Origin of the sequence: Arthrobacter sp. U41, from assembly GCF_007679325.1 — a bacterium.
In the GTDB taxonomy this organism is placed as follows: domain Bacteria; phylum Actinomycetota; class Actinomycetes; order Actinomycetales; family Micrococcaceae; genus Arthrobacter.
This window is the reverse complement of sequence record NZ_VEGI01000001.1, coordinates 367,834-392,382: the sequence shown is the minus strand read 5'-3', so window position 1 is coordinate 392,382 and position 24,549 is coordinate 367,834. Positions and strand designations below refer to the sequence as shown.

Annotated in this window: 26 protein-coding genes; 19 read left to right on the top strand and 7 right to left on the bottom strand. The window is 67.3% G+C overall.

What is annotated here, in order from left to right:
- Positions 1–17: 17 nt before the first annotated feature.
- Positions 18–848: an N-acetyltransferase gene (locus FS787_RS01800; protein ID WP_144670529.1), complete on the top strand. Its 831-nt coding sequence runs from the start codon at positions 18–20 to the stop codon at positions 846–848.
- 10 nt (positions 849–858) lie between these two features.
- On the opposite strand, the gene FS787_RS01795 is transcribed toward FS787_RS01800, so the two are convergent.
- Positions 859–1,359, bottom strand: coding sequence for a hypothetical protein (locus tag FS787_RS01795; protein ID WP_144670527.1), 501 nt, complete (start codon positions 1,357–1,359; stop codon positions 859–861).
- Between the two features lie 110 nt (positions 1,360–1,469).
- Positions 1,470–2,126 carry a class I SAM-dependent methyltransferase gene (locus FS787_RS01790; protein ID WP_144670525.1) on the bottom strand — a complete coding sequence of 219 codons (657 nt, stop codon included), beginning with the start codon at positions 2,124–2,126 and terminating at the stop codon, positions 1,470–1,472.
- A gap of 179 nt (positions 2,127–2,305) precedes the next feature.
- Between FS787_RS01790 and FS787_RS01785 the strand changes: the two genes are divergently transcribed.
- Positions 2,306–4,177, top strand: coding sequence for an alkyl/aryl-sulfatase (locus tag FS787_RS01785; RefSeq protein WP_144670523.1), 1,872 nt, complete (start codon positions 2,306–2,308; stop codon positions 4,175–4,177).
- Here the strand turns inward: FS787_RS01785 and FS787_RS01780 are convergent.
- Complete coding sequence (locus FS787_RS01780) at positions 4,158–4,760, bottom strand: hypothetical protein (RefSeq protein ID WP_144670521.1); 603 nt, start codon at positions 4,758–4,760, stop codon at positions 4,158–4,160. The two genes, FS787_RS01785 and FS787_RS01780, sit on opposite strands and share 20 nt — an antisense overlap.
- A 93-nt stretch (positions 4,761–4,853) precedes the next feature.
- Here FS787_RS01780 and FS787_RS01775 point away from each other — a divergent pair, with 93 nt between their 5' ends.
- Positions 4,854–5,354: a GNAT family N-acetyltransferase gene (locus tag FS787_RS01775; RefSeq protein WP_144670519.1), complete on the top strand. Its 501-nt coding sequence runs from the start codon at positions 4,854–4,856 to the stop codon at positions 5,352–5,354.
- A gap of 76 nt (positions 5,355–5,430) precedes the next feature.
- On the opposite strand, the gene FS787_RS01770 is transcribed toward FS787_RS01775, so the two are convergent.
- The 3 genes from FS787_RS01770 to FS787_RS01760 form a co-directional block, all read right to left on the bottom strand.
- The gene (locus tag FS787_RS01770) at positions 5,431–5,613 is read right to left on the bottom strand and encodes a hypothetical protein (protein WP_144670517.1); all 183 of its coding nucleotides are present in this window, start codon (positions 5,611–5,613) and stop codon (positions 5,431–5,433) included.
- A gap of 218 nt (positions 5,614–5,831) precedes the next feature.
- Positions 5,832–6,356: a hypothetical protein gene (locus tag FS787_RS01765; protein ID WP_144670515.1), complete on the bottom strand. Its 525-nt coding sequence runs from the start codon at positions 6,354–6,356 to the stop codon at positions 5,832–5,834.
- Positions 6,357–6,884: 528 nt separating this feature from the next.
- The gene (locus tag FS787_RS01760; protein WP_144670513.1) at positions 6,885–7,547 is read right to left on the bottom strand and encodes an acVLRF1 family peptidyl-tRNA hydrolase; all 663 of its coding nucleotides are present in this window, start codon (positions 7,545–7,547) and stop codon (positions 6,885–6,887) included.
- A 60-nt stretch (positions 7,548–7,607) separates the two neighbouring features.
- Between FS787_RS01760 and FS787_RS01755 the strand changes: the two genes are divergently transcribed.
- The 16 genes from FS787_RS01755 to FS787_RS01680 all read left to right on the top strand — a co-directional run bounded on the left by FS787_RS01755 (position 7,608) and on the right by FS787_RS01680 (position 23,024).
- Positions 7,608–9,047: a replication-associated recombination protein A gene (locus FS787_RS01755; RefSeq protein WP_144670511.1), complete on the top strand. Its 1,440-nt coding sequence runs from the start codon at positions 7,608–7,610 to the stop codon at positions 9,045–9,047.
- A complete protein-coding gene (locus FS787_RS01750; RefSeq protein WP_260982346.1) occupies positions 9,044–9,355 on the top strand; it encodes a cupin in 312 nt (103 codons plus the stop codon). Before FS787_RS01755 ends, FS787_RS01750 begins: the two co-directional genes overlap by 4 nt.
- 285 nt (positions 9,356–9,640) lie before the next feature.
- Positions 9,641–10,267 carry a 30S ribosomal protein S4 gene (rpsD, locus tag FS787_RS01745; RefSeq protein WP_024364981.1) on the top strand — a complete coding sequence of 209 codons (627 nt, stop codon included), beginning with the start codon at positions 9,641–9,643 and terminating at the stop codon, positions 10,265–10,267.
- A gap of 145 nt (positions 10,268–10,412) precedes the next feature.
- Entirely contained in the window at positions 10,413–10,787 is a 375-nt protein-coding gene (locus tag FS787_RS01740; RefSeq protein WP_144670509.1) for a DUF948 domain-containing protein, read from the top strand.
- A 20-nt stretch (positions 10,788–10,807) separates the two neighbouring features.
- Positions 10,808–11,074, top strand: a complete 267-nt coding sequence (locus FS787_RS01735) for a DUF6167 family protein (protein ID WP_222124035.1) — start codon at positions 10,808–10,810, stop codon at positions 11,072–11,074.
- Between the two features lie 244 nt (positions 11,075–11,318).
- On the top strand, positions 11,319–13,997 hold the full coding sequence (alaS, locus tag FS787_RS01730) for an alanine--tRNA ligase (protein WP_144670507.1): 2,679 nt from the start codon (positions 11,319–11,321) through the stop codon (positions 13,995–13,997).
- 10 nt (positions 13,998–14,007) lie between these two features.
- A complete protein-coding gene (ruvX, locus tag FS787_RS01725; RefSeq protein WP_260982345.1) occupies positions 14,008–14,619 on the top strand; it encodes a Holliday junction resolvase RuvX in 612 nt (203 codons plus the stop codon).
- The gene (mltG, locus tag FS787_RS01720; protein ID WP_144670505.1) at positions 14,603–16,318 is read left to right on the top strand and encodes an endolytic transglycosylase MltG; all 1,716 of its coding nucleotides are present in this window, start codon (positions 14,603–14,605) and stop codon (positions 16,316–16,318) included. The genes ruvX and mltG overlap by 17 nt, the downstream gene beginning before the upstream one ends.
- Positions 16,315–17,238 (top strand): shikimate dehydrogenase, encoded by a 924-nt coding sequence (locus FS787_RS01715; RefSeq protein ID WP_144670503.1) that lies wholly within the window; start codon positions 16,315–16,317, stop codon positions 17,236–17,238. The genes mltG and FS787_RS01715 overlap by 4 nt, the downstream gene beginning before the upstream one ends.
- A 26-nt stretch (positions 17,239–17,264) precedes the next feature.
- Entirely contained in the window at positions 17,265–18,464 is a 1,200-nt protein-coding gene (gene aroC, locus FS787_RS01710) for a chorismate synthase (RefSeq protein ID WP_144670501.1), read from the top strand.
- A gap of 20 nt (positions 18,465–18,484) precedes the next feature.
- Positions 18,485–19,087 carry a shikimate kinase gene (locus FS787_RS01705; RefSeq protein WP_186329067.1) on the top strand — a complete coding sequence of 201 codons (603 nt, stop codon included), beginning with the start codon at positions 18,485–18,487 and terminating at the stop codon, positions 19,085–19,087.
- Positions 19,084–20,175 (top strand): 3-dehydroquinate synthase, encoded by a 1,092-nt coding sequence (gene aroB / locus FS787_RS01700; protein WP_144670499.1) that lies wholly within the window; start codon positions 19,084–19,086, stop codon positions 20,173–20,175. The genes FS787_RS01705 and aroB overlap by 4 nt, the downstream gene beginning before the upstream one ends.
- Positions 20,175–20,690: a lipopolysaccharide assembly protein LapB gene (locus tag FS787_RS01695; RefSeq protein ID WP_186329066.1), complete on the top strand. Its 516-nt coding sequence runs from the start codon at positions 20,175–20,177 to the stop codon at positions 20,688–20,690. The genes aroB and FS787_RS01695 overlap by 1 nt, the downstream gene beginning before the upstream one ends.
- 180 nt (positions 20,691–20,870) lie before the next feature.
- Positions 20,871–21,434: an elongation factor P gene (gene efp, locus FS787_RS01690; protein ID WP_056429593.1), complete on the top strand. Its 564-nt coding sequence runs from the start codon at positions 20,871–20,873 to the stop codon at positions 21,432–21,434.
- The gene (nusB, locus tag FS787_RS01685; RefSeq protein WP_144670495.1) at positions 21,434–21,844 is read left to right on the top strand and encodes a transcription antitermination factor NusB; all 411 of its coding nucleotides are present in this window, start codon (positions 21,434–21,436) and stop codon (positions 21,842–21,844) included. Before efp ends, nusB begins: the two co-directional genes overlap by 1 nt.
- Before the next feature lie 199 nt (positions 21,845–22,043).
- A complete protein-coding gene (locus FS787_RS01680; RefSeq protein ID WP_144670493.1) occupies positions 22,044–23,024 on the top strand; it encodes a serine hydrolase in 981 nt (326 codons plus the stop codon).
- Between the two features lie 157 nt (positions 23,025–23,181).
- Here the strand turns inward: FS787_RS01680 and FS787_RS01675 are convergent, their stop codons facing one another.
- Complete coding sequence (locus FS787_RS01675; protein WP_144670491.1) at positions 23,182–24,447, bottom strand: PrsW family intramembrane metalloprotease; 1,266 nt, start codon at positions 24,445–24,447, stop codon at positions 23,182–23,184.
- Positions 24,448–24,549 lie beyond the last annotated feature (102 nt).

Here is a 24,549-nt window from a genome sequence, read left to right as displayed (position 1 = left end):
CGGAGCGAGGGGGTCTCATGGAACCGGAACCGATTACCGGGCTTGAAGCGCTGATGGACGCCGCGTGGCCCGCCGCAGAGGCGGAAGTGTCCGGCGGCTGGGTGCTCCGCGCCGCCTCCGGGGTGACCCAGCGGGCCAACTCCGTCTGGCCGCGGGAACCCGGCCTCGATCCCCACGAGTTGCTCGCGCGGCTCCGGGAGGCACGTCTCTGGTACCGGAAGCGCCGGCTGCCGCTGATCTTCCAGGTGTTTGAGGACCCGCGCCATGCGCCGCTGAACGCTGTACTGGACGCGGAAGGGTTCACCCGGCAGTCCGAAACCCTGGTGCTGGCCCGCGGCGGCGGCACGGACTCGGCGCCGGCCGACCCCGGCGTCGAGATTTCGGCCGCGCCCTCCGCGGAGTGGCTGCGGCTGTGGTGGAGCGTGGAAGGCCGCGGTGATGATACCGCCCTCGCCGTCGCCCGCGGGATTCTGGAACGCTGCCCCGCGCTGTACGCACTCGTGCGCGACGACGACGGCCTGCCGGCCGCCGTCGGACGCCTTGCTATTCCTCAGGGCGTTTCCGGCGGCACCAGCGGGGGAGCTGGCGCGGGCGGGGGAGCCGGCGGGCTGTCCGGCGGGCTGTACTGCATGGCGACTCGCCCGGACGCGCGACGGCGAGGGTATGCCTCCCGGATCCTGCAGGCGCTGCTGCGTGCGGGTGATGCCAGGGGCGTCGGCAGGTACTGGCTGCTGGTCATGGCCTCCAATGCCGGAGCCCGGGAACTGTACAACCGCGCCGGGTTCCATGCCGTGGGCCGGTACCTGTACCGGCAGGAACGGCCGAAGCGGCATCTGACCGGCTGCTGACGCCGTGCTCTCATTCTCCCGGCGCGGCTGATTCCCGGGACTCCCGGTAACGCAGGAGCCGGTAACTAATGGCGGACGCCAGCAGGAACGAGACGAACGCATAGGCTGCACCGGCTGCGAGGGTGGCCACCGGGTCCGCTCCGGTCAGGAAAAGCGTGGCACCGGCGAGCAGGACGGAGGCCGATCCGGCACCCCAGGCGGCGGCCCGTGCCTGACTCTTGAGCGACGGAAACGGTGTATTCCACGCCTGCACGAACAATCCCGCAATGGCGCCGGTGGCCGGCGCCAACGCCATCCCGGCTCCGACCGGCAGTCCGATCAGGACCGGCATGATCCCGATTCCGCCGGGTCCCCAGCCCGCGAAGAGCTCGGGCTGGATGGCCCGCTGGATCGCCGAAACCGCGCTGAGGACAGCGCCCGCTCCTGCACCGGCCGCCATCCCGGCAAGGACCGCCAGCAGGTACAGCGGAAGCAGCAACGATCCGAGCTTCTGTCCCGCGGTCTGCCTCATGGAACCACGATATCGGCCGGTCGCAACGGGTGCCCGCCGTTGCCGGCTGGATTGGGCCGCCGGGACTGGCCATAGGGCGCCGTGGCTGGCCTATGGCCCCGGTTGCCGGACTATGCCCCGGTGACTGAACGGCGGGCGAGAAAAACTGCCTGGGGCGTTGTTTCATAAGTCCGCGGCGGGCGGGTCATCCGGGCGACCACGCTGAAACCGGCGCCCGCCAGATATTCGGTGATGATCTCCGGTGTGAAGAGCTGGGCCTCCATCGACACGTCATACCCGTAGGCGCGTGAGAGATGCCGGTGACCCTCGCCGACCTGGAAACTGAGCAGTGCATGGCCCCCGGGTACCAGAACGCGGAAGAACTCGGCAAATATCCGGGGGAGATCCTTGGGCGGCGAATGGATGATCGAGTACCAGGCGAAGACCCCGCCCAGCTGCATATCCGCGAAGGGAAGCTCCGCCAGTTCGCCGACCTCAAAGTTGAGCTCTGGACTGGACCGACGGGCCACGTCGATCATGCCGCCGGACACATCGATTCCTGTCACGTCCACTCCCAGCGTCGCCAGTAACCGGGTCATGCGGCCCGACCCGCAGCCGGCATCGACTACTGAACGGGCGCTCCCCTCAGCCACGTGGGTGACGAACGCTTCGATCATGCCGCGGTCCACCGGCGCTTCGAAGCTGGCGTCGGGCAGCAGGCTTGCGTAGCTCTCTGCCACCAGATCGTACGTGGACCGGACGTTGGCAAGGCGATCATCAGCGTTCATCTGGACAGGCTACCGGGGCGGCTGGGAACGGCGTGCTCTGTATCCGCCGCCGTGCCTCGCGCGGGCAATACCACTGCAGGGGATACCGCCGCCGTTCCCATAAGGGGCGTTGTCAGCGTTTACCGGGTCGTGCATAGTGATACGCACCGAGTGTTCCCGCCCGAAGGGATGGACGACCAATGGAATCCAAGCCAGCCTCCGCGGCGATCCGTGCAGCCCATCGAAAATTGTCGGAGGCGCTCCCGTTCAGTGACCGGGCCGACTTTGGCGATGCCGACAGGGGGTTCATCGCAGCTCTGGACCCGGGAGTGGTGAGTGCATCGGACGGCCGGGTTGTCTGGGACAGCGACAGCTACGCGTTCCTCTCAGGAGAGGCCCCGCCGTCGGTCAACCCCAGTCTCTGGCGCCAGTCCACCCTGGTCGCCAAACAGGGTCTGTATGAGGTGGTTGAGGGCATTTACCAGGTGCGCGGAGTGGATCTTTCGAACGTCACGTTCGTAGAGGGCGACACGGGAGTGATCGTGATCGACCCGCTCATCTCGACGGAGACGGCGGCCGCGGCACTCGCCCTCTACCGTATGCATCGGGGCGAGAGGCAGGTTGTCGCCGTCATTTATACGCACAGCCACGTGGACCATTTCGGCGGTGTTTTCGGTGTTGCGTCGGGGGAGGCGGTGAACGCCGGCCACATTGAAGTGATCGCACCGGTTGGTTTCGTCGAACACGCGGTGTCCGAAAACGTCTATGCCGGGACCGCCATGGCCCGCCGGGCCGGCTATATGTACGGCGCGGCCCTGGATCGGGGACCTCTTGGTCAGGTTGGCGCAGGTCTCGGCCAGACGACGTCGACCGGAGAAGTCGGACTCATCGTACCGACCCTTGACATCAGTGAGACTGGCCAGACACACACGGTGGACGGCGTCGAGATCGAGTTCCAGATGGCGCCGGGGACTGAGGCGCCGGCGGAGATGCACTTCTACTTTCCCCGGTACCGGGCACTGTGCATGGCCGAAAACGCGACCCACACCCTGCACAACCTGCTGACCCTGCGCGGGGCACTCGTCCGCGACCCCCACGTGTGGGCAGGCTACTTGACCGAAGCCATCGAAACTTTCGGCGCTCGAACTGACGTCGCTTTCGCATCCCACCATTGGCCCACCTGGGGATCAGATCGCATCGTGGACTACCTGGCCACGCAACGGGACCTATACGCCTACTTGCATGATCAGACCCTGCGGTACATCAACCAGGGGTACACAGGATCGGAGATCGCCGAGATCATCGAACTGCCGCCGGCGTTGGCGCGTGCCTGGAGCACCCGTGGCTACTACGGCTCCGTCAGCCACAACGTCAAGGCCATTTACCAGCGGTACATGGGCTGGTTCGATGCCAACCCCGGGCGACTCTGGCCGCATCCCCCCGCCGAACTCGCGAACCGGTACGTCGAGGCGATGGGCGGGCTCGATCAAGTCGTCAAAATCGCCCAAACAGCCTTCGAGTCGGGAGACTTCCGTTGGGCGGCGACCCTACTGGATCACGCCGTCTTCGCCGACCCCGACCACATTGCAGCCCGCTCCCTCTATGCCAACACCCTGGAACAGCTTGGGTATGGCAGCGAGAATGGAACCTGGCGGAACTTCTTCCTGTCGAACGCCACCGAACTCCGCGGGGGCAACTTTGGCACCCCGGCAGTGACGGCAGCGCCAGCGATTCTCGCCCAACTCACTGCTGCACAGATCTTCGACTCACTTGCGATCTCGGTCAACGGACCCAAGGCATGGGATCTCGATCTGACACTGAACGTGACGTTTACAGATCTCGAGACGAACTACCGGGTCACCCTGCGCAACGGGGTGCTCATGAGCACCCCACGGGCCGCCGATGCGACGGCCCCGGTGAAACTCTCGCTCACCAAAAGCCGGATGCTCGCGCTCCTCGGCGGGGACATGGACTCTGCCGGCATCGACATCGACGGTGACGCCACCGTCCTCCAAGCCCTGCTCGGCGTACTCGAGAAGGGCGATCCGTCGTTCAACGTCGTGACCCCGTAGCTGGCCTGTTCCCAGGCATGCCACGTACGAAATTCTCGATCTGATCAAGTGCGGACGATTGGGCGGCGACGGACGCACGCCAGTCGCCGCGGACTTGCAGTCCATGATCGGCACCGGGAATGTCGACGAAAGTCCCGTTCCTCTCATCTCGGCGGCCACCGTCCCACAGCTCGTCCTTCGTGCCGCCCAGCAAAAGGTCGGACTTCGAGGTGGTGGCCAGCGTGTCCCGGATATGTGGGTCGGTGAGTATTGGGGTGAGCCACAGGCCCGGCACGCCCGCCCGCTCGGCCCAGGGGAGGCACAGCGTGCCAAATGACTTGGCTACGATCAGCCGGGATGCTGCTGGGGGAGCGTCGGCAAAAGCCATTTCCGCAGCGATGGCCGTATAGGCGTACGGGTCCCTGCGCGCCGCGTCGTCCAGCGTCCATCGGACCGCCTGGACATGCCAGCCAAGGTCCACGAGCATCTGTGCCGTCCAGAACAGCAGCGGCGCTTCCACCGGATAGTTAGCGCCGGGAAGGATGACCGCCACTTTCGTCTTCTCCGTCGTGGCGCGGAGTCCGGGCCAGGGGAACGATTCCATGGCTGAATGGTATCTACGAGTTCCTCTGTTACGGTCAGCGTCGCTCCGCGGCGTCGTTGGAAAGCACCCGAGTACTGGAGCTACAGTGGCGGCATGCCCGAGCTGATCGAACCAACCCGAGGTCTGCGCGCTGCGTGGCTTGAGGCGCGTGCCGAGTGGGGTCCTGGCGTCCATGAAGACGGTTTCGGGCTGTTGACCGCCGACGACGTCGATTCGCCAGCCGGGTTCGCAGCCTGGCTGGAGCGGCTGGCTGGGGAGTCGGACCGCTGTATGTACCGCTGGATTGTTGAGGACGACCAAGTGCTCGGCGGGATAGCGCTGCGTCACGGAGGAAGCGACATTGTGCCGTGGGCCGGACACATCGGCTACGGCATACGGCCGTCGGCCCGCCGGGGCGGACTGGCAACTTGGGCGCTCGGCCGCATGGTCTGCGAGGCGCGGGGACTCGGCATGGAACGCTTGCTGGTTATCTGCGAGGCTGGAAACCTCGCCTCGGCGAAGACTATCGAACGACTCGGCGGCCTACGCGAGGATGGCGCCAGGCACGGACCCGTACTGCGTTACTGGATCAGAACCGGTGAGCCAGGCACGTGAGCCAGCTGCGGTGGCGCACGACAGATCTCGGCGTCGCATTTCGGCGACTGCGGCCGGATTGGTCTGAGCAGGGTGTTCATCGAGAGGCCTGAAAGCGTTCCCATGCTGATTGCCTGGTCATTCCCAGCGACGCGCCGATGCGCGCCCAGCTGATCCTTCGTTCACGCGCGGTTCCTACCCAGACACCCAAACGCTCCTCGACCTGCGAGGCGACGGCGGCGATCTCCGGCAGGTGCGCCAGCAGCTCGTCGTCGGTCATTCCTGACCAGGGAGCCCTTACAGGTTATCCTTCCTTGCGGCTGAACGGTTCCATGGCCGCCGCGGCACAGTCCCTGCAGATGGCAGCTCCGGGCTTGCCAGAGCCCTTCGAGAACCCGTACCCGCAATACCTCCTGCTCCAGTCCGCCTGAACCACTTGTCGCGTGCCCTTTCAGCGAGTTCGTTCGAACAGGAAGTGCACCGTCTTGGGCCGGGAAGTCAGCCCGCATCCACGATCGGGGAAGCGGTTCGTTGATCTTTGTCGTCGCCAAGGGACGTGGCAGCACCCGTGGTGATTCCGCTCAGGATCTCAATGTAATCCAGAGTTTTAGGAGTGACATGCCGCACGGCCGCCAGCTCTTCCCGGAGAACGCCTCTCGTGGCGTCCTCACCGAGCGTCGCCCGGAGGTCCATTACCGTTTCGATGCCCTGCCGCTCGAACACGTACGTGATGTCCTCGACCTGGGCCAAGCGGCCAGGCGACGGCCAATCGATGACATCCGAGAGCGTTCCCGTATCGAGGCGACTGCGGAACCCGCTGGTCGTGGCGGCATCCGGCCATGCCTCAATCAGGGCGACAACGCGAGGCATTACGGTCGCGTGATAGTTCTGCCGTCGCTGCAAGGTTGCATCGACGATTATGGCCCCGATATGGTCCCAGCCACGGCGGCTTCCGGTCGAGGCGTCCGTGCCCTGTGGGCCCACTACCGCCGGAAGGTTGGAATCATCACTATCGATAGTCATAAGTGAATACTTCCATGTCCCGCCGCTGAGGACGGGCCGACGGGCGTAAGTCCGTGCCGGCGCTAATGACGCCAACGTGATACGACCCCAGGGATCCGTCTGCTTCCCGGTGATGGAACGTGGCCTCGGAGACGTGTCGCCGGGGACTATCGACAAGGCTGGCCTGACGGGACAGGGCCTTTCAGCACTTAGGGCCCCGGTCGCGGACGGAGAATAATCGGGGCGGGGGAATATGCCGTTCCCGCGCCCAGGATGCCCGACCAGGCATCCGTGGCCACACTCATGGAGGCATCTCATGAAAGTTGTTATCGCGGAATCCGTAGCAATGATGGCCATCGGTGACGGTGTCCTCGGAGTGTTGTTTCCGGTGCAGCACTCGACCCGGTGGGAATTCGGCCCCGTGCCGTGGCGTAAGTGCATGCGCATGTGGGCTGACCACCCTGAACTGACGCGGGCTGTGAGTCTTCTACAGATCGCCGCGGGCATCGCCTTGGCGTCGCGCCTTCCGTCTACTTCGGCGGGTAAGCCCTAAAGGACATCAGGCGGATACGACGGATCCGTCACCAGGACCCGCACCGCGCACAGGTCCGCGGCCGCCTTCTTCAGCACGGCGGCGCGCGGGTCCGGGACGTCCAGGAACGCCAGCCTGGGGCGGGCCGCGTACTGCTTCAGCACCGGCTCGGCGAGGACCTGCCCGGCCAGCGTCCGGTCGCCGCCGGGCGCCACGTACTCGATCCGGTGATCCGCGAAAATCCGGGCGGCATGCTCAGCAACGGCCTCCACCAGTGCGTCGGCCTGGTTGGCCCGGCGCCGGGCAAAACGCTGCTGGGACCAGCCGCCGGCAGCCGTCCGGGACTGGACATGCCGCGTGCCCGTCTTGGACGCCAGCACAGCGCCGCCGCTGACCACGGCCACCGAGTAGCCGCCGCGGCGCACCAGCACCGCCCCGATGCCCCGCTGCTGGGAGGCCAGCGAGGCCAGGCGCGTGACGGCGTCGCTGCCGCGCCCGGGACGCCCGTCCGCCGGCCACGGCGCCTGCAGCAGGGCCACAGCTCCGTCCGCGGCACTGAGCTGCAGCCCGCCGTCGAGCTCCTCCTCGGTGAGCCCGCCGTGGCTCGCCGCGAAGCGCTCCACCCACCCCAACAGCCGTGCGCCGGAGACGAACGCCACACGGGTGCTGGAGGTTGTCATGGCGCGGGTCTCCGATATGAGGGTGTCTGGGCGGGCGGGAACTAGAAGTAGCCTATCTATGTGGATGATCTCTTTGGCGCAGGGCGGGACAGCGGCGCCGCAATCGAGGATGACGGCGACGTCGAGGAATCCGGCGAAAGCCGCAGAGTCTCCCCGCGCAGCCCGCTCGCCGTCAGGATGCGGCCGCGGACGCTCGATGACGTAGTGGGCCAGCAGCACCTCCTTGGCCAGGGCTCGCCGCTGCGCCAGCTCGCCGCCGGCACCGACGCCACCGGCCCCGCGGGCCCCAGTTCACTGATTCTCTGGGGGCCTCCCGGAACCGGCAAAACCACGCTCGCGCACGTCATCGCCAAGGGCCCGGGGCGCAAATTCGTTGAGCTCTCCGCCATCACCGCCGGCGTCAAAGACGTCCGTCGCGTTATGGACGAGGCCCTCACCGCCCGGGACCTCTTCAAGACCACCACTGTGCTGTTCCTGGACGAGATCCACCGCTTCAACAAGGCCCAGCAGGACGCGCTGCTGCCCGGCGTCGAAAACCGCTGGGTGGTCCTGGTCGCCGCGACCACCGAAAACCCGTCCTTCTCCGTCGTCTCCCCGCTGCTCTCGCGGTCTCTCCTGCTGACCCTCAAACCGCTCACGGACGCCGACGTCGAGGGCCTGCTCCTGCGGGCCGCGACGGATGCCCGCGGACTCGGCGGCAAGGTAGAACTCACCGACGACGCCCTGGCCCACCTCGTCCGGCTCTCCGGCGGGGACGCCCGCCGTGCGCTGACCGCGCTCGAGGCGGCCGCCGGCGTCGCGTTCGGGGACGCGGACGACGCCGACGGGATCGAAGGGACCGGCGGGGCGTCCGTCGCCGCCCCGGTGAAGATCGACCTCAAGCACACGGAACGCGCCCTCGACGTCGCGTCCGTGCGCTACGACCGCGCCGGCGACCAGCACTACGACGTCGCCAGTGCCTTCATCAAATCCATCCGCGGCTCCGACGTCGACGCCGCCCTGCACTACCTCGCCCGGATGCTCGAGGCGGGGGAGGACCCCCGGTTCGTGGCCCGCCGCATCGTCATCTCCGCGGCCGAGGACGTCGGCATGGCCGATCCCACGGCGCTGCAGACCGCCGTCGCCGCTGCCCAGGCCGTCCAGCTGATCGGTATGCCCGAAGGCCGCATCATCCTGGCCGAGGCCGTGGTCCACCTCGCCACCGCACCCAAATCCAACGCCGCCTATATGGGAATCAACCAGGCGATCGCCGACGTCCGCGCCGGCCTCGGCAACGGCATCCCCGCCCACCTGCGGGATGCCCACTACCCGGGGTCCAAGCAGCTGGGCAACGGGCAGGGCTACAAATACGCCCACGACGCTCCGCACTCCGTGGCCACCCAGCAGTACCCGCCGGACGACCTCGTGGGCCGCAACTACTACGAGCCCACCGCCAACGGCGCCGAACGGGACATCGCCACCCGGCTGGACCGGCTGCGCAGGATCATCCGGGGAAAGTGACCGCCTGCCCTTTCGAAATCGTGGCCCGCATGATCCTCGGTCCCGGCTGGCGGTGGTCCGAGTCCATCAGACCCTTGGAAGAGACCGAACTCTGCGAGCACCACCACCTCGGGTTCTGCATTGCGGGGGTCATGGAAGTGGAATCGTCCGGCGGGGTGCGCTCCACGATCCGTGCCAACGATACGTACGCGATTCCGCCCGGCCATGACGAATGGGTTGCAGGAAGTGAGCCGTTCGTGGCGGTGGAGTTCCTGGGTGCAGCATCCTTCGGACGGCGCAGCGGCCGGGGCGTGCACGCCAGGATCTGACGGCCGACCCTGCCGGCCGGCCGTCGCTGTCAGTGGATCCTGACGGGCGCTGACAGACGGCCCCGCCGGGCCGCCGGCGCCGACAGCGGGCTCCAACATGGTAAGGTTGTTCGTTGTCTGGCAAGGCACAGACGCACAATCCACCCGATTCCAGCATTGCACGCTGGTGCGATGTCCAGCGGATGGGTTTGCCCTGTGCCCAGTAGCAAAAGGCAGCGGTTGGCCGATGCTCTCCATCGTGGAGGCCAGTAACACTGACACACCGCAGATATTGGAAGGACACAAGTGGCTAACAACACTCGTGCTCGCCGTACCGCACGCCTTTCGCGTGCACTCGGCATTGCTCTGACCCCCAAGGCCGCCAAGTACATGGAGCGCCGCCCGTACGGCCCCGGTGAGCATGGCCGTGCCCGCAAGAAGCAGGACTCCGACTACGCCGTACGTCTGCGCGAAAAGCAGCGTCTGCGCGCCCAGTACGGCATCCGCGAAGCCCAGATGACCCGTGCCTTCGAAGAAGCACGCCGCACCAAGGGCCTGACCGGTGAAAACCTGATCGAACTGCTCGAAATGCGTCTCGACGCCCTCGTGCTGCGTGCCGGCTTCGCCCGCACCATCGCCCAGGCCCGCCAGCTGGTTGTCCACCGCCACATCCTGGTCGACGGCATCCGCGTTGACCGCCCGTCTTTCCGCGTCTCTGAGGGCCAGCTGGTCCACGTTCACAGCCGCAGCGAGTCCATGCCTCCGTTCCAGGTTGCAGCAGCCGGCGCTCACCGCGACGTCCTGCCGATGGTTCCGGCATACCTGGACGTCAAGCTTGACGCCCTGCAGGCACGCCTGGTCCGTCGCCCCAAGCGCTCCGAGGTCCCCGTGACCTGCGAAGAGCAGCTCGTCGTGGAATTCTACGCACGCTAGATCCAGCGCGACACCTTACAAAGAAGCCCGTGGCACGCGCCACGGGCTTCTTTGTATGTAAGGTACTTGGGGGAGTTCTGCGGTTGCCGGCTGACTCAGCCGGAGATGCCCGCAGCTACACAACGCAACAAGGAGATGAACGACTATGACTGGTGGCGATATTGCCGGCCTGATCGCGGCCGGAGTGTTTGCACTGCTGGTCCTGCTGCTTGCCGTACCGATTCTGAAGCTCGGGGGAGTGTTCGACGAAGTGCGGACGTCCATCCGGTCCATCAGCGACGGCGCCACCCCGCTCATGGACGAAGTCACCGCCACCGTCACCACCACCAACGAGCAACTGAAGAAAGTCGACGGGATCGCGAACAACGTCTCCGACGCGTCCGCCAACATCTCGGCGCTGTCCTCGCTCATGGCCGCCACCATTGGTTCACCGCTGATCAAGGTCGCGTCCTTCAGCTACGGCGTGCGCTCGGCCTTTTCCGCCCGCAAAAAGCCCGCCACCGGCCGCCGCAGCCGCTAATCCCAGCTGGAGAACCTGACATGAACAGAATCATCTGGATGGGAATCGGTGTCGCCATCGGCGTCATCGCCTTCCGCAAAATCAACGAAGCCCAGTCCAACCTGGGCCCCGAGGGCCTCAACCGGGCCGTGGGCCGGCTGGCCGACGGCCTGTACGATTTCGCCGACGCCGTCCGCGACGGCATGAACGAGCGCGAGACCGAACTCCGGAGTGCGCTCGGCATCGACGCGGGCCTGGAGAAGGCCGTCAGCAAGAGCTCCGCCGGCAAGGATGCAGTCCGGCGCTAGCCGGGAGAGAATGGGAAAAACGGCGTGACCCCCTCTAAGGGCCGCCTGCACGGCCACTGGCCGGAACCACACCGTTCCGCGGACCACGCCCGTGAGCAGGAACGCAGTGGACAGAAAACACAGTGAACGAAAAACACAGTGAACATAAACGCTGTGAACGAAAAACACAGTGAACATAAACGCTGTGAACGAAAAACACAGTGAACATCAACGCAGTGAATATTGAAGGGTAAGTAATCAGCTCATGAAGTCGCAGGAGATCACTAAGCGCTGGATCGACTTTTTTGTCAGTAAGGGCCACACGGCGGTTCCCTCCGCCTCCCTGGTCTCCAGCGACCCCTCCCTGCTGTTCACAGTGGCCGGCATGGTCCCGTTCATCCCTTACCTGACCGCCAGGGAGGAAGCACCCTACAAGCGCGCCACGAGCGTGCAGAAGTGCATCCGGACCGGCGACATCGAGGAAGTCGGCAAGACGGCCCGCCACGGCACCTTCTTCCAGATGTGCGGCAACTTTTCCTTCGGCGACTACTTCAAGGAAGACGCCATCAAGTTCGCCTGGGAACTGCTCACCACAAGCGTTGACGACGGCGGCTACGGACTGCCGCCGGAGCGCCTCTGGGTGACGGTCTACGAAGAGGACGACGAGGCCGAGCAGCTCTGGCTCAAGAACACCGGCATGCCCGCCGAGCGGATCCAGCGGATGGGCAAGGCGGACAACTACTGGTCCACCGGCCAGCCCGGCCCTGCCGGCCCCTGCTCCGAGATCTACTACGACCGAGGCCCGGCGTACGGCGTCGAGGGTGGTCCCATCGCGGACGAGAACCGCTACGTGGAAATCTGGAACCTCGTGTTCATGCAGTACCAGATCGACAACGTGCGCTCCAAGGTGGACTTCGACATCACCGGCGAACTGCCCAAGAAGAACATCGACACCGGCCTGGGCATGGAACGCCTCGCGATGATCCTCCAGGACGTCGAGAACATGTACGAAACGGACCAGGTCCGCCCCGTCATCGACAAGGCAGCGGAACTTTCCGGCCGGGAATACACCTCCGCCGAGTCCGCCGAGGACCCGCACCACACCGACGACGTCCGGATGCGCGTCGTGGCCGACCACATCCGTTCCTCGCTGATGCTGATCGCCGACGGCGTCACCCCCTCCAACGAAGGCCGCGGCTACGTGCTGCGCCGCCTGATCCGCCGGGCCGTGCGCTCCATGCGCCTGCTCGGCGTCGAAAAGGCCTGCCTCCCGGAACTCCTGCCCGCCTCCCGCGACGCCATGAAGGGCGTCTACCCGATCGTGGAGACGGACTTCGACCGGATCAGCAGGATCGCCTACGCCGAGGAGAAGGCGTTCCTGCGCACCATCGCTTCGGGCACCGCCCGTCTCGAGGACGCCGTCAAGGACTCCAAGGCCGCCGGCCAGCCGCTCTCCGGAGCCGACGCCTTCGCCCTGCACGACACCTACGGCTTCCCGATCGACCTCACGCTCGAAATGGCGGAAGAAGCCGGACTCAAGGTGGACGAGCCCGAGTTCCGCAAGCTCATGCTGGAACAGCGCCAGCGCGCCCAGGCCGACGCCAAGGGCAAGAAGGGCTCCCACGCCGACCTCAGCGCCTTCCAGGAACTGCTGTCCGCCGGCGAGACCGTCTTCACCGGCTACACCGAACTCACCGGCGAGTCCAAGGTTCGCGGCATCCTGACCGGCGGCCGCAAGGTCTCCCAGGCCTCCACGGGCGAGGAAATCGAGCTGGTCCTGGCCGAGACGCCGTTCTACGCCGAAGCCGGCGGCCAGGCCGCCGACACCGGCCTGATCACCGGCGACGGCTTCGTCGTCGAGGTCCTGGACGTCCAGCGCCCCATCAAGGGCCTGAGCGTGCACAAGGCAATCGTCCGTGAAGGCGAAATCGGTGCCGACTCCCTCGTGCAGGCCGCCGTGGACCGGGAACGCCGGCACGCGGCCGAGCAGGCCCACACCGGCACGCACATCGTGCACGCAGCCCTGCACCAGATCCTCGGCCCGGAAGCGCTGCAGCGCGGTTCCTTCAACAAGGCCGGCTACCTGCGGTTCGACTTCGCCTGGGGTGAGGGCCTGAGCCCGGCCACACGCTCGGAGATCGAGGAAGTCTCCAACATCGCCATCCGCAACAACTACCGGGTGGAGACCAAGGTCATGGGCCTCGCCGAGGCCAAGGCCCTCGGCGCCATGGCACTGTTCGGCGAGAACTACGGCAACGAGGTCCGCGTTGTGGAGATCGACGGCGCCTGGTCCCGTGAGCTCTGCGGCGGCACACACGTCGAGAACACCTCGCTGATCGGCAGCCTGTCCCTGCTCGGGGAACAGTCCGTCGGATCGGGAAACCGCCGCGTCGAGGCCTTCGTCGGTATGGACGCCTTCCGGCACCTCGCCGCCGAACGCGCCCTCGTCACCGAACTCACCGAGATGCTCAAGGTTCCCTCCGGGCTGCTCGCGGACCGGATCGCCACCACGCTGACCAAACTCAAGACGGCAGAAAAGGAACTGGAGCGCCTGCGCAAGGAACAGCTCACGGCAGCAGCAGCACAGCTTGTGGGCACCGCCAAAGACGCGGCCGGAGTCAAGGTCATCGCGCACGACGCCGGGCAGGTCAGCGGCGCCGACGACCTGCGCGGCCTGGCCCTGGACCTGCGGACCCGCCTCGGCTCCGAGCCTGCCGCCGTCGCGGTCGCCGGGGTCAGCAACGACCGCCCGGTCATCCTGATCGCCACCAACGAGGCCGCCCGCGCGGCCGGCGTCAAAGCAGGTGCCCTGGTGCGCCTCGCCGCCGGAATCCTCGGCGGCGGCGGCGGCGGCAAGGACGACGTTGCCCAGGGCGGCGGCACCGACGCCACGAAGGTCGGCGCGGCCCTTACCGCCGTCGTGGACGCCATTACCCGGCGATAACGGACGAGCCGTGAACGAAGCTGCTGTGCCCGGCGACTATCCCCGGGGCGTGAAACTCGGGGTAGACGTCGGCACCGTCAGGGTGGGCGTGGCGGTCTGCGACCGCGACGGCATCCTGGCCACCCCGCTGCGCACCCTGGAACGGAACGCGAAGAAGAACACCGACGTGCGGATCCTTGCTTCCCTTGCCGTCGAGCTGGGTGTGGTGGAGATCTTCGTGGGCCTTCCGCGGACGATGAAGGGCGAGGAGCATGCCTCGGCTCGGATGGCCTCGGACTACGCGGTGCTACTGGCGGGTAAACTGGTAGAGCTAGGTTCCGAGGTGCCGGTACGGCTGGTCGATGAGCGGCTGAGCACGGTGACGGCCCACCGGAACCTGCATGAGGCTGGCATGAGCAGTCGAAATCACCGTAAGGTAGTTGATCAGGTTGCGGCCGCAGGTATCCTGCAGCATGCAATCGATATGCAAAAGGCCAGGGGGACGGAGGTCGGAAGCCGCGTATACGCGGACTCCGCGCCGGGGCCAACCGGGGATGGCGCTCAGGCCGCTCCGGCATTAGACACGCATTCTGCACAACGCATTCTGCCCAAAATGGAAGGCTACAGTGAGCCCGGTCAATAGTGACGACCCCTCCGGTGATGCTTTCGGCGGCGCCGGCCGACCGCTGACGCGCAAAGAAATCAGGGCCCAGGAGAAGTCCCAGGTGACGCAGGGTCACGATGTCATCCCGCCGCAGGCTTTCGAGACGGGCGAGGACACCCCGCCCGACGCCGACGCCGGGCGCGGCAGTGCCCCCGACGCCGACGCCGTGTCCCGGCCGGAGCCGATCGCGCCCGCCGACGCGCCCGTCCTGCCTCCCGCAGCGCCCACCGTGCATGAAGAGCCGCTCCCCGCAGAGCCCGTGTACGAAAAGCCCATGCATGAACAGCCGGTCCATGAAGAGGCTGACCGCTCGCCCGTGCATGAAGAGCCGGCCCCTGAGCAGCCCGTCCATGAAGATCCCGTCCGCGAAGAACCCCGGTACGAACAACCCGCCCACGAGTACGCCGGCGCAGCTGCCCGTGAGGACACCGCACCCCACTACGGCGACATCCCGGCCGGTTACGACGCCCGGCGCGACGCCGATTTCCACGCCGTCGACCCTGCCGACGAGGCAGAGTACGGCTACAACGACGCGGACGCTGCTGACTACCCCCACGAGGAAAACGGCCATGCTGCGATGGCCGGAGGTGCCCCCATCCGCACGTCCAAAGGCCCGTCCAAAAAGGTCCGCCGCCGGCGTCGCTTCCTTGCCCTGCTGCTGACCCTCTCGGTCTTCGTGATCGCGGTGGCCGTCGGCGCCCAGTTCCTGAAACCCCTCCTCGGCGCAGACAAGCTGGAGGACTACCCGGGCCCCGGAACGGGCGAGGTGGTCATCACCGTGCCGGAGGGTGCCGGACCGAGGTCCGTGGCCGTCCAGCTCCAGGAAAAGAACGTTGTGGCGAACGCCGACACGTTCCTCCGGGATTTTCTGGCGTCCGGCGGCGCGCTGGCCCCCGGCGAGTTCAGCATGCGTAACGAAATGAAGAATTCAGACGCCGTGGACGTGCTGCTGAACAAGGGCCAGGACAAGGTCATGTACGTGGCGCTGAGCGCCGGGCTCAGGATCGGCGAATCGCTCCAGGCCATCTCCGAGGGCACCGGCGTCCCGGTGGCCGAACTCCAGTCGCTCAATGAATCGCCCGCGCAGTTCGGGGTACCGGCCAAGGCCAAGAACCTCGAAGGTTTCCTCGCCCCCGGCGAATACCGGTTCCCGCTCGGCACACCGGCCAAGGAGGTGCTGCAGAAGCTGGTGACCACCACGCTGGACGAACTCAAGGCCCAGGGCGTCACGGACCCCGCGAAGCAGTACGACGTGGTCACGGTCGCCAGCATCGTCCAGGCCGAGGGCGGCCAGGCCGAGTACGGCGACGTGGCGGGCGCGATCTACAACCGCCTCAAGCCGACGAACACCGAGACGAACGGGCTCATCCAGTCCGACGCCACGGTGACGTACGGGCTCGGCATCAAGAGCTTCCACATTGACGAGGAACAGAAGGCGGACAAGTCCAACCCTTACAACACCTACGCCAATCAGGGACTCCCGGTGGGACCGATCGGCTCGCCGGGCAAGACGGCCATCGACGCGGCGGCCAAGCCGAAGAAGAACGAATACCTCTACTGGGTGACCATCAACCTGGACACCAAGGAGACCTTGTTCTCCAAGACCCTGGCGGAGCACAACGTCTACGTGGCCAAGTACAACGCGTGGTGTGAGGCCAACCCCGGACGCTGCGTATGACGCACCGGGCCGCCGTGCTCGGGCACCCGATCAGCCATTCGAAGTCCCCGGCGCTGCACCGCGCGGCCTACGCCCACCTGGGGGTGGAACTGGACTACGAGGCCATCGACGTGACCGAGGAAGCGCTGCCGGCGTTTATGGCACGGGTCCGGGAGGACCTGCGGCAGGGGCGCGGCTGGCGCGGGCTGTCGGTGACCATGCCGCTGAAGTCCGGCATGGTCCGTGAGGTGGACGAGGTCCGCGGCGTTGCCCGCAGCCTCGGAGTGGTGAACACCGTCGCTTTCGAGGCCCCGCCGCCGGGGGAGGACCCCGGCACCACCCGCCTGGTCGGCTACAACACCGACGTGGCAGGAATCGTCAACGCGCTGCGCCACGCCGGCGCGGCATCGGCGCCCTCCGCCGTCGTCCTGGGCGGCGGCGGCACCGCGGCGGCCGCCGTCGCGGCCCTCAAGGAACTGGGCGCGCCCGACGCCGAAATCTACGTCCGCGACGTCAGCCGCGCGACGGAGGCGAAGACGGCCGCCGCCGCCGTCGGACTGGCCATCCGGGTCCTCCCGCTCAGCGGGGCAGCCGCCGCGCTGGCCAGGGCCGACGTCGTGATTTCCACACTGCCACCCCGCGCCGCGGACCCGCTGGCGGAAGAGCTGGCGGGAGTGCTCGCGCAGCGCGCCGGCGGGTCGTCCGCTCGCCCTGCCCCGGCCCGGCCCGGTGTGCTGCTGGACGTCGCCTACGATCCCTGGCCCAGCCGGATTGCCGCCGCCTGGCAGGACGCCGGCGGCACCGTGGTCCCCGGGCTGGAGATGCTGATTTACCAGGCCGTGGAACAGGTCCGCCACTTCAGCGGCCTGGGCGAGGCCATGCCGGCCGACGTCATAGATGTGATGTGTGACGCAGCCGGGGCGCCCCGGCGGGTGTTCTAACCGCCTTACATGGCAGGATGGATTTTATGTTGCGTTGGTTGACTGCCGGAGAATCCCATGGCCCGGCCCTGGTCGGAATTATTGAAGGCGTGCCCGCCGGTGTTGAACTCACCAGCGCGCAGATCGCCGATTCGCTGGCCCGCCGCCGGCTCGGCTACGGCCGCGGCGCCCGGATGAAGTTCGAGCAGGACGTGGTCACCATCCTCGGCGGCGTCCGCCACGGCATCACCCAGGGCGGCCCCGTCGCCATCCAGGTCGGCAACACCGAGTGGCCCAAGTGGGAGCAGATCATGTCTGCCGATCCCGTGGCCCCGGAAACCCTCGCGGACCAGGCCCGAAACGCCCCGCTGACCCGCCCCCGGCCCGGCCACGCGGACTTCACCGGGATGCAGAAGTACGGCTTTGACGAGGCCCGCCCCGTGCTGGAGCGAGCCAGCGCCCGCGAAACGGCCACGCGCGTGGCCCTCGGAACCGTCGCTTCCGCCTTCCTCAAGCAGCTCGGCATCGAGCTCGTCTCCCACACGGTCTCGATCGCCAGCACCGCGGTCCCGGAAGGCCGCCCGCTGCCGGTGCCGGCCAATGTCCTGGCCCTCGACGCCGATCCGTTGCGCTGTTTCGACCGGGAAACCTCCGACGCCATGGTCGCCGAGGTGGATGTCGCGCACAAGGAAGGCGAAACCCTGGGCGGTGTGGTCGAGGTTCTTGCCTACGGCCTTCCGCCGGGACTCGGCAGCTACGTCCACTGGGACCGCCGCCTCGATTCACGGCTGGCGGCCGCCCTGATGGGTATCCAGGCCATCAAGGGCGTCGAGGTGGGCGACGGCTTCCTCACCGCGTCCCGCCGCGGCTCGGCAGCTCATGACGAGATCGTCAAGGACGCCGACGGCAGGATCATCCGCACATCCAACCGCGCCGGCGGCATCGAAGGCGGCATGAGCATCGGCGACGTGCTCCGCGTCCGCGCCGCGATGAAGCCGATCGCCACCGTGCCCCGCGCTCTCAAGACGGTCGATGTCAGCACCGGAGAGGCCGCCAAGGCCCACCACCAGCGCTCCGACGTCTGTGCGGTTCCTGCCGCCGGAGTGGTCGCCGAGGCCATGGTGGCACTGGTCCTGGCCGAGGCTGTTACGGAAAAGTTCGGCGGCGATTCCGTGCAGGAAACCGTCCGCAACATCAAGGGTTATCTGGACAACATTCCGGCGTCCCTGGACTCGATCGGCCAGTAGTGCCGGCCGAAACTCCTGCGGTGCCGGCCACGGACGCTGCCCGGTCCGCCGCGTTAGCCCGTCCCATTGCGTTGATCGGGCCGATGGCGGTGGGAAAATCGGCCATCGGCCAGCAGCTCGCGCACCAGCTGGGGGCTACGTTCGTGGACACCGACGTGGTGGTTGTTGCGAACCACGGATCCATCGCGGAGATCTTCGCCAGCCGGGGGGAGCGCGCCTTCCGCGAGCTTGAGGCCAGGGCTGTCGCGCGGGCTGTTGAAGACGCGCAGGGCACAAATACGGTAATCTCGCTGGGCGGCGGCGCTGTGCTGGACTCCGGCACGCAGCAACTGCTGGAGCGCTGCACCGTGGTCTACCTGGAATGTGATGCGGACACGGTGGCGGAACGCATCGCCAGGAATTCGGGCCGGCCGTTGCTGGCCGGAGACGCCATGGAACGATGGAAGACACTGTTCGCCACCCGGCGGCCGGTCTACGAGCGGCTCGCCGACCTCGTGCTGGACGTGCGGGCCGGATCCGTTCCGGACCTCGCCCACCGGCTTGTAGATGCGCTGCACGGGTACACCCCGGGGACAACCCCGGACGTATCCGAACCAGCGGGGACAAAGGAAGTTAATAAGTGATCACCGAATCAACCGTCATCAAAGTCACCGGGCAGACGCCCGGTGAGAATTACGACGTCGTTGTGGGCCGCGGCCTGCTGGCCAGCCTCCCCGGGCTGTTGGGGGAGCGGGTCAAGCGTGTCCTGGTCATTCACCCCCGGGCGCTGCGCCTGACCGGCGATACCGTCAGGGAGGAGCTTGCCGCGGCGGGCTTCACCGCGCTCACGGCCGAGATTCCCGACGCCGAAGAGGGCAAGCACATTGAGGTGGCCTCCTTCTGCTGGCAGGTACTGGGGCAGAACGACTTCACCCGTTCGGACGCCGTGGTCGCCGTCGGCGGCGGTGCCGTGACCGACCTCGCCGGATTCGTTGCCGCCACCTGGCTGCGCGGCGTCAAGGTCATCCACATGCCCACCAGCCTGCTCGGGATGGTGGACGCCTCCGTCGGTGGCAAGACCGGCATCAACACCGCCGAGGGCAAGAACCTCGTTGGGTCCTTCCACCCGCCGGCCGGTGTCCTCGTGGACCTCGACACCCTGGACACCCTGCCCAAGAACGAGATGATCTCCGGCATGGCAGAGGTCATCAAGTGCGGCTTCATCGCTGACCCGGCCATCCTCGATCTGATCGAGAAGGATCCGGCAGCCGTCTCCGATCCCCGATCGGACACTGTCCGCGAACTCATCGAACGCGCCATCACGGTCAAGGCCCGCGTGGTGTCCGAGGACCTGAAGGAAACCGGGCAGCGGGAGATCCTCAACTACGGCCACACCCTGGGCCACGCGATCGAACTCGCCGAACGCTACTCCTGGCGCCACGGCGCCGCCGTCGCCGTCGGCATGATGTTCGCCGCTGAACTGGCGCGCAGCGTCGGCCGCCTAAGCGACGCCGACGCCGACCGGCACCGCAGCATCCTGGAAAGCCTCGGGCTCCCCATCACCTACCGGCGCGACCGCTGGCAGTCCCTCCTCGACGGCATGCGCCGGGACAAGAAGTCCCGCGGGGACCTGCTGCGCTTCGTTGTACTCGACGGCGTGGGCCGCCCCGGCATCCTCGACGTCCCGGACACCTCGCTGCTGTTCGCCGCGTACCAGGAGATCGCCTCCTGATGCCTTTCGTCACAGGTACCAGCGATTGGCCGGATGCGGGCTTTCCAGGGATCAAGATCAACCCGGACAGCCTGGTACCCCAGATCGTCAACGAGGAGACCTGCGCCGCGGCGCTGGCTGCCTCGACCGACCCCGGTGACCTGATCTTCGTCCGGCTCGTTGAGGGGCATGCCGCCGAGGCCGCCGAGCTGCTCGCCGAGGCCCGGTACAGCGACCCCTCCTCGCTGCGCCTGCGCATCTTTGAAGCGGACATCCTGCGGGTCTCCAACCGGCTGGACCGGGCGGTTGAACTGTTCCGCCAACTGCTCGCGGAAACGCATGGCACGTTGGACGAAGCCGCCGTCCGCCAGCACCTCGGCCGGTCCTACTTCGCCAGCGGCAACCTTGCCGCCGCCGTCGAATCCTTCGCGAAAGCCCTTGACCTCAGGGTCGCCGGCTCCGCAGACGCGGCACTGATCTACGCCTCCACCGTGGCGCTGCAGCGCGCCCGGGACGTGCTGGATCTCGCCTCCTGAATCCGGGCCGCCCGGGCGGCGGCGGCGGTTCCGGACCGGTGCGTCCGGCAGGTGGGGCGCAAACCCGGTAGAATGGTTTTTGGATTTTTGATAAATACGCGCTGGCAGCCATTCGGCCTGCTTGCCTGGCATAACCGGCTGGCAGACCTAGGCAGCTAAAAACGAAACCAAGAGGATACAGTGGCAACCACTAACGACATCAAGAACGGAACCGTCCTTAAGCTTGAGGGCCAGCTCTGGAACATCATCGAGTTCCAGCACGTCAAGCCCGGCAAGGGAGGCGCGTTCGTGCGCACCAAGATGCGCAACGTGATGTCCGGCAAGGTGGTCGACAAGACCTTCAACGCCGGACTCAAGATCGAGACCGCCACGGTTGACCGCCGCGACTACCAGTACCTGTACCAGGACGGCGCGGACTTCGTGTTCATGGACACCACCGACTTCGACCAGCTGACCGTTCCGGGTGCAACCGTCGGCGACGCCACCAACTTCATGCTCGAAAACCAGATGGTCAACATCGCCATCCACGAGGGCAACCCCCTTTACATCGAGCTCCCGCCGAGCGTTGTGCTCGAGATCACCTACACCGAGCCGGGCCTGCAGGGCGACCGCTCCTCGGCCGGCACCAAGCCCGCCACGCTTGAAACCGGCTATGAGATCCAGGTGCCGCTGTTCGTCGAGAACAACACCAAGGTCAAGGTCGACACCCGCGACGGCAGCTACCTCGGCCGGGTCAACGACTAGTGAGTGCACGCGGTAAGGCCCGTAACCGGGCCCTTGAGGTTCTCTTCGAGGCGGAGCAGCGTTCCGTCTCGGCGTTCGATGTACTGAAGTCCCGCCGCGAGCAGACGGACCAGATCGTCAACCCGTACACCCTCGAGATCGTGGAGGGCGTCGTCTCCCACCAGGTGGCGATTGACGAGTTCCTGGAAACCTACTCGCAGGGCTGGACGCTGGAGCGGATGCCGTCCGTGGACCGCATCATCCTGCGGATCGGCACCTGGGAACTGCTCTACAACGACGACGTCCCCGACGGCGTAGCCGTCAGTGAGGCCGTGGCGCTTGCCAAGACCCTCTCCACGGACGAATCGCCGCAGTTCATCAACGGCCTGCTGGGCCGCCTGCAGCAGCTGAAGCCTTCGCTGCTCGCCTGACCTGCCACGTTTCTGCGAAGAACCCCGCCCGGGTTGTCCCGGGCGGGGTTTTTTGTGTCTCCGGTCAGACCCTCGGCCGGCACCTCGACCGGGCCCTATCACCGGCGCGTCCACCCGGGCTTCCACCGGGGCCGGGCGTTGGCGCCGGCCCTTCCGCCGGCCCTTCCACCGGCGCTGGCGCCGCGGATATTGTAGGCGGGTGGACACCAACCCCGCGCTCGAGGCGACACTCCGTACCCGGCTGGGGCCCAGGCATCCACGGTTCGCCGCGGCCGCCATTGCCGGCGGGGAGACGGCGGTGGCGCTTGGCGGCGTCCCCCCGCACTCCGACTTCGAAATTGGCTCGATCTCCAAGGGAATCACCGGCCTGCTCTATGCGGACGCGTGCGGGCGGCGCGAACTTTCCCCGGCCACGCCGCTCGGAGACCTGCTTCCGCTGGGCGATTGCCCCGCGGCGGGCGTCAGCCTAGGCTCCTTGAGCCTGCATGCTTCCGGGCTGCCCCGGCTGGCGCCGGCACTACCCGGGTCCGCCTCTCAGACCAGGCGCACGGCGTCGTTCCTCTTGCACGGGGAGAACCCGTACGGAGAGAGCCTGGCGGAACTGCTGGCGCAGGCCCGCGCGGCCCGGCTGCGCCGGCCCCGGCCCCGGTACTCCAATCTCGGCTTCGAACTCCTGGGCCACGCGGTCGCGGCCGGTGCGGGGATGAGTTACCGGGACCTCGTTGCCGCACGCCTTTCCGGGCCGCTGGCACTCGACTCCTTCTACATGCCGGCGACCCCCGGCGAATTAGGCCCGGACGCCCTGATCGGTACCAGCCGGCGGGGCCGGCCACGGAAGCCCTGGACCGGCGAGGCCCTGGCCCCGGCGGGCGGGATCCGCGCGGCCATCCAGGACCTTGCCCGGCTCGCCGGGGCGCTCCTGGACGGCTCCGCCCCGGGCCGCTCCGCCCTTGACCCGGTGGCCACCTTCGCCGGGCCGGCCCTGCGCATCGGCGCCGCCTGGCTGACTCTGGAGGCCAACGGGCGCCGGATCACCTGGCACAACGGCGGCACGGGCGGATTCAGCAGCTGGATCGGCCTGGACCGGGAGGCGGGGGCCGGGGTCGTGCTGCTCTCCGCCACGGCAGCATCTGTCGATCGTCAGGGGTTCGGGCTGCTGCGGGAACTGGCAGCGCGTTAATGCGCACGTGGCGGTGAGCTGCTCAGGGCCGCCAGCTCAGTACGGCCGGCGCAGGACGGATAGCGCAGTACGGCCGGCGCAGAACCGCCGGCGCAGGACGGCTAGCGCAGAACAGCCGGCGCAGGACGGCCAGCGCAGAACCACCGGCGCAGGACGGCTAGCGCAGGACGGCGGACCGGAGGGCGGCGATCCCGGCAAGCTGGTGGCGCTCCTCGAGCTGGTGTTCCGGCACGTCGCGGCCGCTGAGGATCCGCTGCCTGGTGAAGGCGAGCTGGGTGGCGGCATGGAGGAAGGCCTTCATCTGCGGGCCCCGGCCGATCGATTGGGCCCAGCGCAGGGCCGAGCGACGGCCGGCGCTGGTGGCCAGCATTTCCACCTCGGCGGCGGTGAACCAGCCCGCCGCCGCGTATTCCTTGAGCCGCTGGCGGGTGAGCCGGCGCTCCGCGACCCGCAGCAGCACGATCACGAGTACCGCCAGCAGGAAGATCGGCACCTGCACCAGAACGTACTGGGCCAGGAAGTCCGCCCCCATGCTGTTCCAGGCGCTGTGCAGCAGCATCGCGGGGACCAGGCCCACGAAGAACGCCAGCACGGACAGCCCGTTGTGCCAGCGGCGTGCGGCGAGGCCCATGATCAGCCCGGTGGTGCCCGTGAAGATGGCGTGCGCGAACGGTGACATCACGCCGCGGAGGAAGAACACCACCGCCAGTTCCGTGCCGGGGTCGCTGGACTCGGCGATCGCGCGGCCGAAATAGAGGATGTTCTCGGTGAACGCGAAGCCGGCCGCGATGGTGAACGCGAACACTACCCCGTCGACCGGCCCGTCGAAGTGTTTCCGGGCGAAGAGCAGGAGCAACAGCAGCCCCAGCGCCTTGGCGAATTCCTCCACCACCGGCGCCTGGACCGTGACGGCAAACGTTGTATAGTCCAGCCCCGAGGCGGGCCCCGCGATGAGCGAGAAATAGGGCTGCAGGAGCATGGTTACGGCAATGGAGACCACGGCTCCCCAGATGAAGGCGAACAGCAGCAGCGACCGCGGCTCGGGTTCCCAGCGGTCGATGAACCGCACCGTCAGCAGCACCGTCCCCAGGGGAATGAGCGAGGCGATGAAACCAATGACGAAGCCGGGGATTCCGGTGCTGCCCAAGAGGAAGGGGAGGACCAGGAAGAGGCTGAGGAACGCAAGGAAACCGCCGACCAGCAGCAGCCCCGATGCGCCCGCCGAACTGCGGCCGCGACGGGCCGCGGGAGGGGCCGGCGGTGCGACCGGCTGGAACCGGCCCGCGTCGTTCGGCGGCGCCTGCCGGTAGTACTCCGGCTGGACATGCCCCAGCCACGTCGGGTTGGCCTGCTGGGGCAGCGGCCGCTGGCCGGGGGAGTAGCCGAGGTGGTCTTGTCCCGGCCGCGGCTCGTTCGTCGTCATGGACTCGAGCCTATGTCCGTGTGAGCTTAAACGCATGCCGGCGCCGCCGGGGCGCCGATGCCGCTGTGGTAATTTGAGAGGGCAAACAATCCTTTTTTAATT

Bases quoted from the DNA above. Each gene is read 5' to 3' on its own strand.
- FS787_RS01765 (WP_144670515.1), bottom strand. From the start codon at position 6,356: ATGACTATCGATAGTGATGATTCCAACCTTCCGGCGGTAGTGGGCCCA.
- aroC (WP_144670501.1), top strand. From the start codon at position 17,265: ATGTTGCGTTGGTTGACTGCCGGAGAATCCCATGGCCCGGCCCTGGTC.
- FS787_RS01785 (WP_144670523.1), top strand. From the start codon at position 2,306: ATGGAATCCAAGCCAGCCTCCGCGGCGATCCGTGCAGCCCATCGAAAA.
- FS787_RS01795 (WP_144670527.1), bottom strand. From the start codon at position 1,359: ATGAGGCAGACCGCGGGACAGAAGCTCGGATCGTTGCTGCTTCCGCTG.
- FS787_RS01780 (WP_144670521.1), bottom strand. From the start codon at position 4,760: ATGGAATCGTTCCCCTGGCCCGGACTCCGCGCCACGACGGAGAAGACG.
- FS787_RS01760 (WP_144670513.1), bottom strand. From the start codon at position 7,547: ATGACAACCTCCAGCACCCGTGTGGCGTTCGTCTCCGGCGCACGGCTG.
- alaS (WP_144670507.1), top strand. From the start codon at position 11,319: ATGAAGTCGCAGGAGATCACTAAGCGCTGGATCGACTTTTTTGTCAGT.
- FS787_RS01715 (WP_144670503.1), top strand. From the start codon at position 16,315: ATGACGCACCGGGCCGCCGTGCTCGGGCACCCGATCAGCCATTCGAAG.
- FS787_RS01770 (WP_144670517.1), bottom strand. From the start codon at position 5,613: ATGACCGACGACGAGCTGCTGGCGCACCTGCCGGAGATCGCCGCCGTC.
- FS787_RS01790 (WP_144670525.1), bottom strand. From the start codon at position 2,126: ATGAACGCTGATGATCGCCTTGCCAACGTCCGGTCCACGTACGATCTG.
- FS787_RS01695 (WP_186329066.1), top strand. From the start codon at position 20,175: ATGCCTTTCGTCACAGGTACCAGCGATTGGCCGGATGCGGGCTTTCCA.
- FS787_RS01775 (WP_144670519.1), top strand. From the start codon at position 4,854: ATGCCCGAGCTGATCGAACCAACCCGAGGTCTGCGCGCTGCGTGGCTT.
- FS787_RS01800 (WP_144670529.1), top strand. From the start codon at position 18: ATGGAACCGGAACCGATTACCGGGCTTGAAGCGCTGATGGACGCCGCG.
- FS787_RS01740 (WP_144670509.1), top strand. From the start codon at position 10,413: ATGACTGGTGGCGATATTGCCGGCCTGATCGCGGCCGGAGTGTTTGCA.
- FS787_RS01735 (WP_222124035.1), top strand. From the start codon at position 10,808: ATGAACAGAATCATCTGGATGGGAATCGGTGTCGCCATCGGCGTCATC.
- FS787_RS01675 (WP_144670491.1), bottom strand. From the start codon at position 24,447: ATGACGACGAACGAGCCGCGGCCGGGACAAGACCACCTCGGCTACTCC.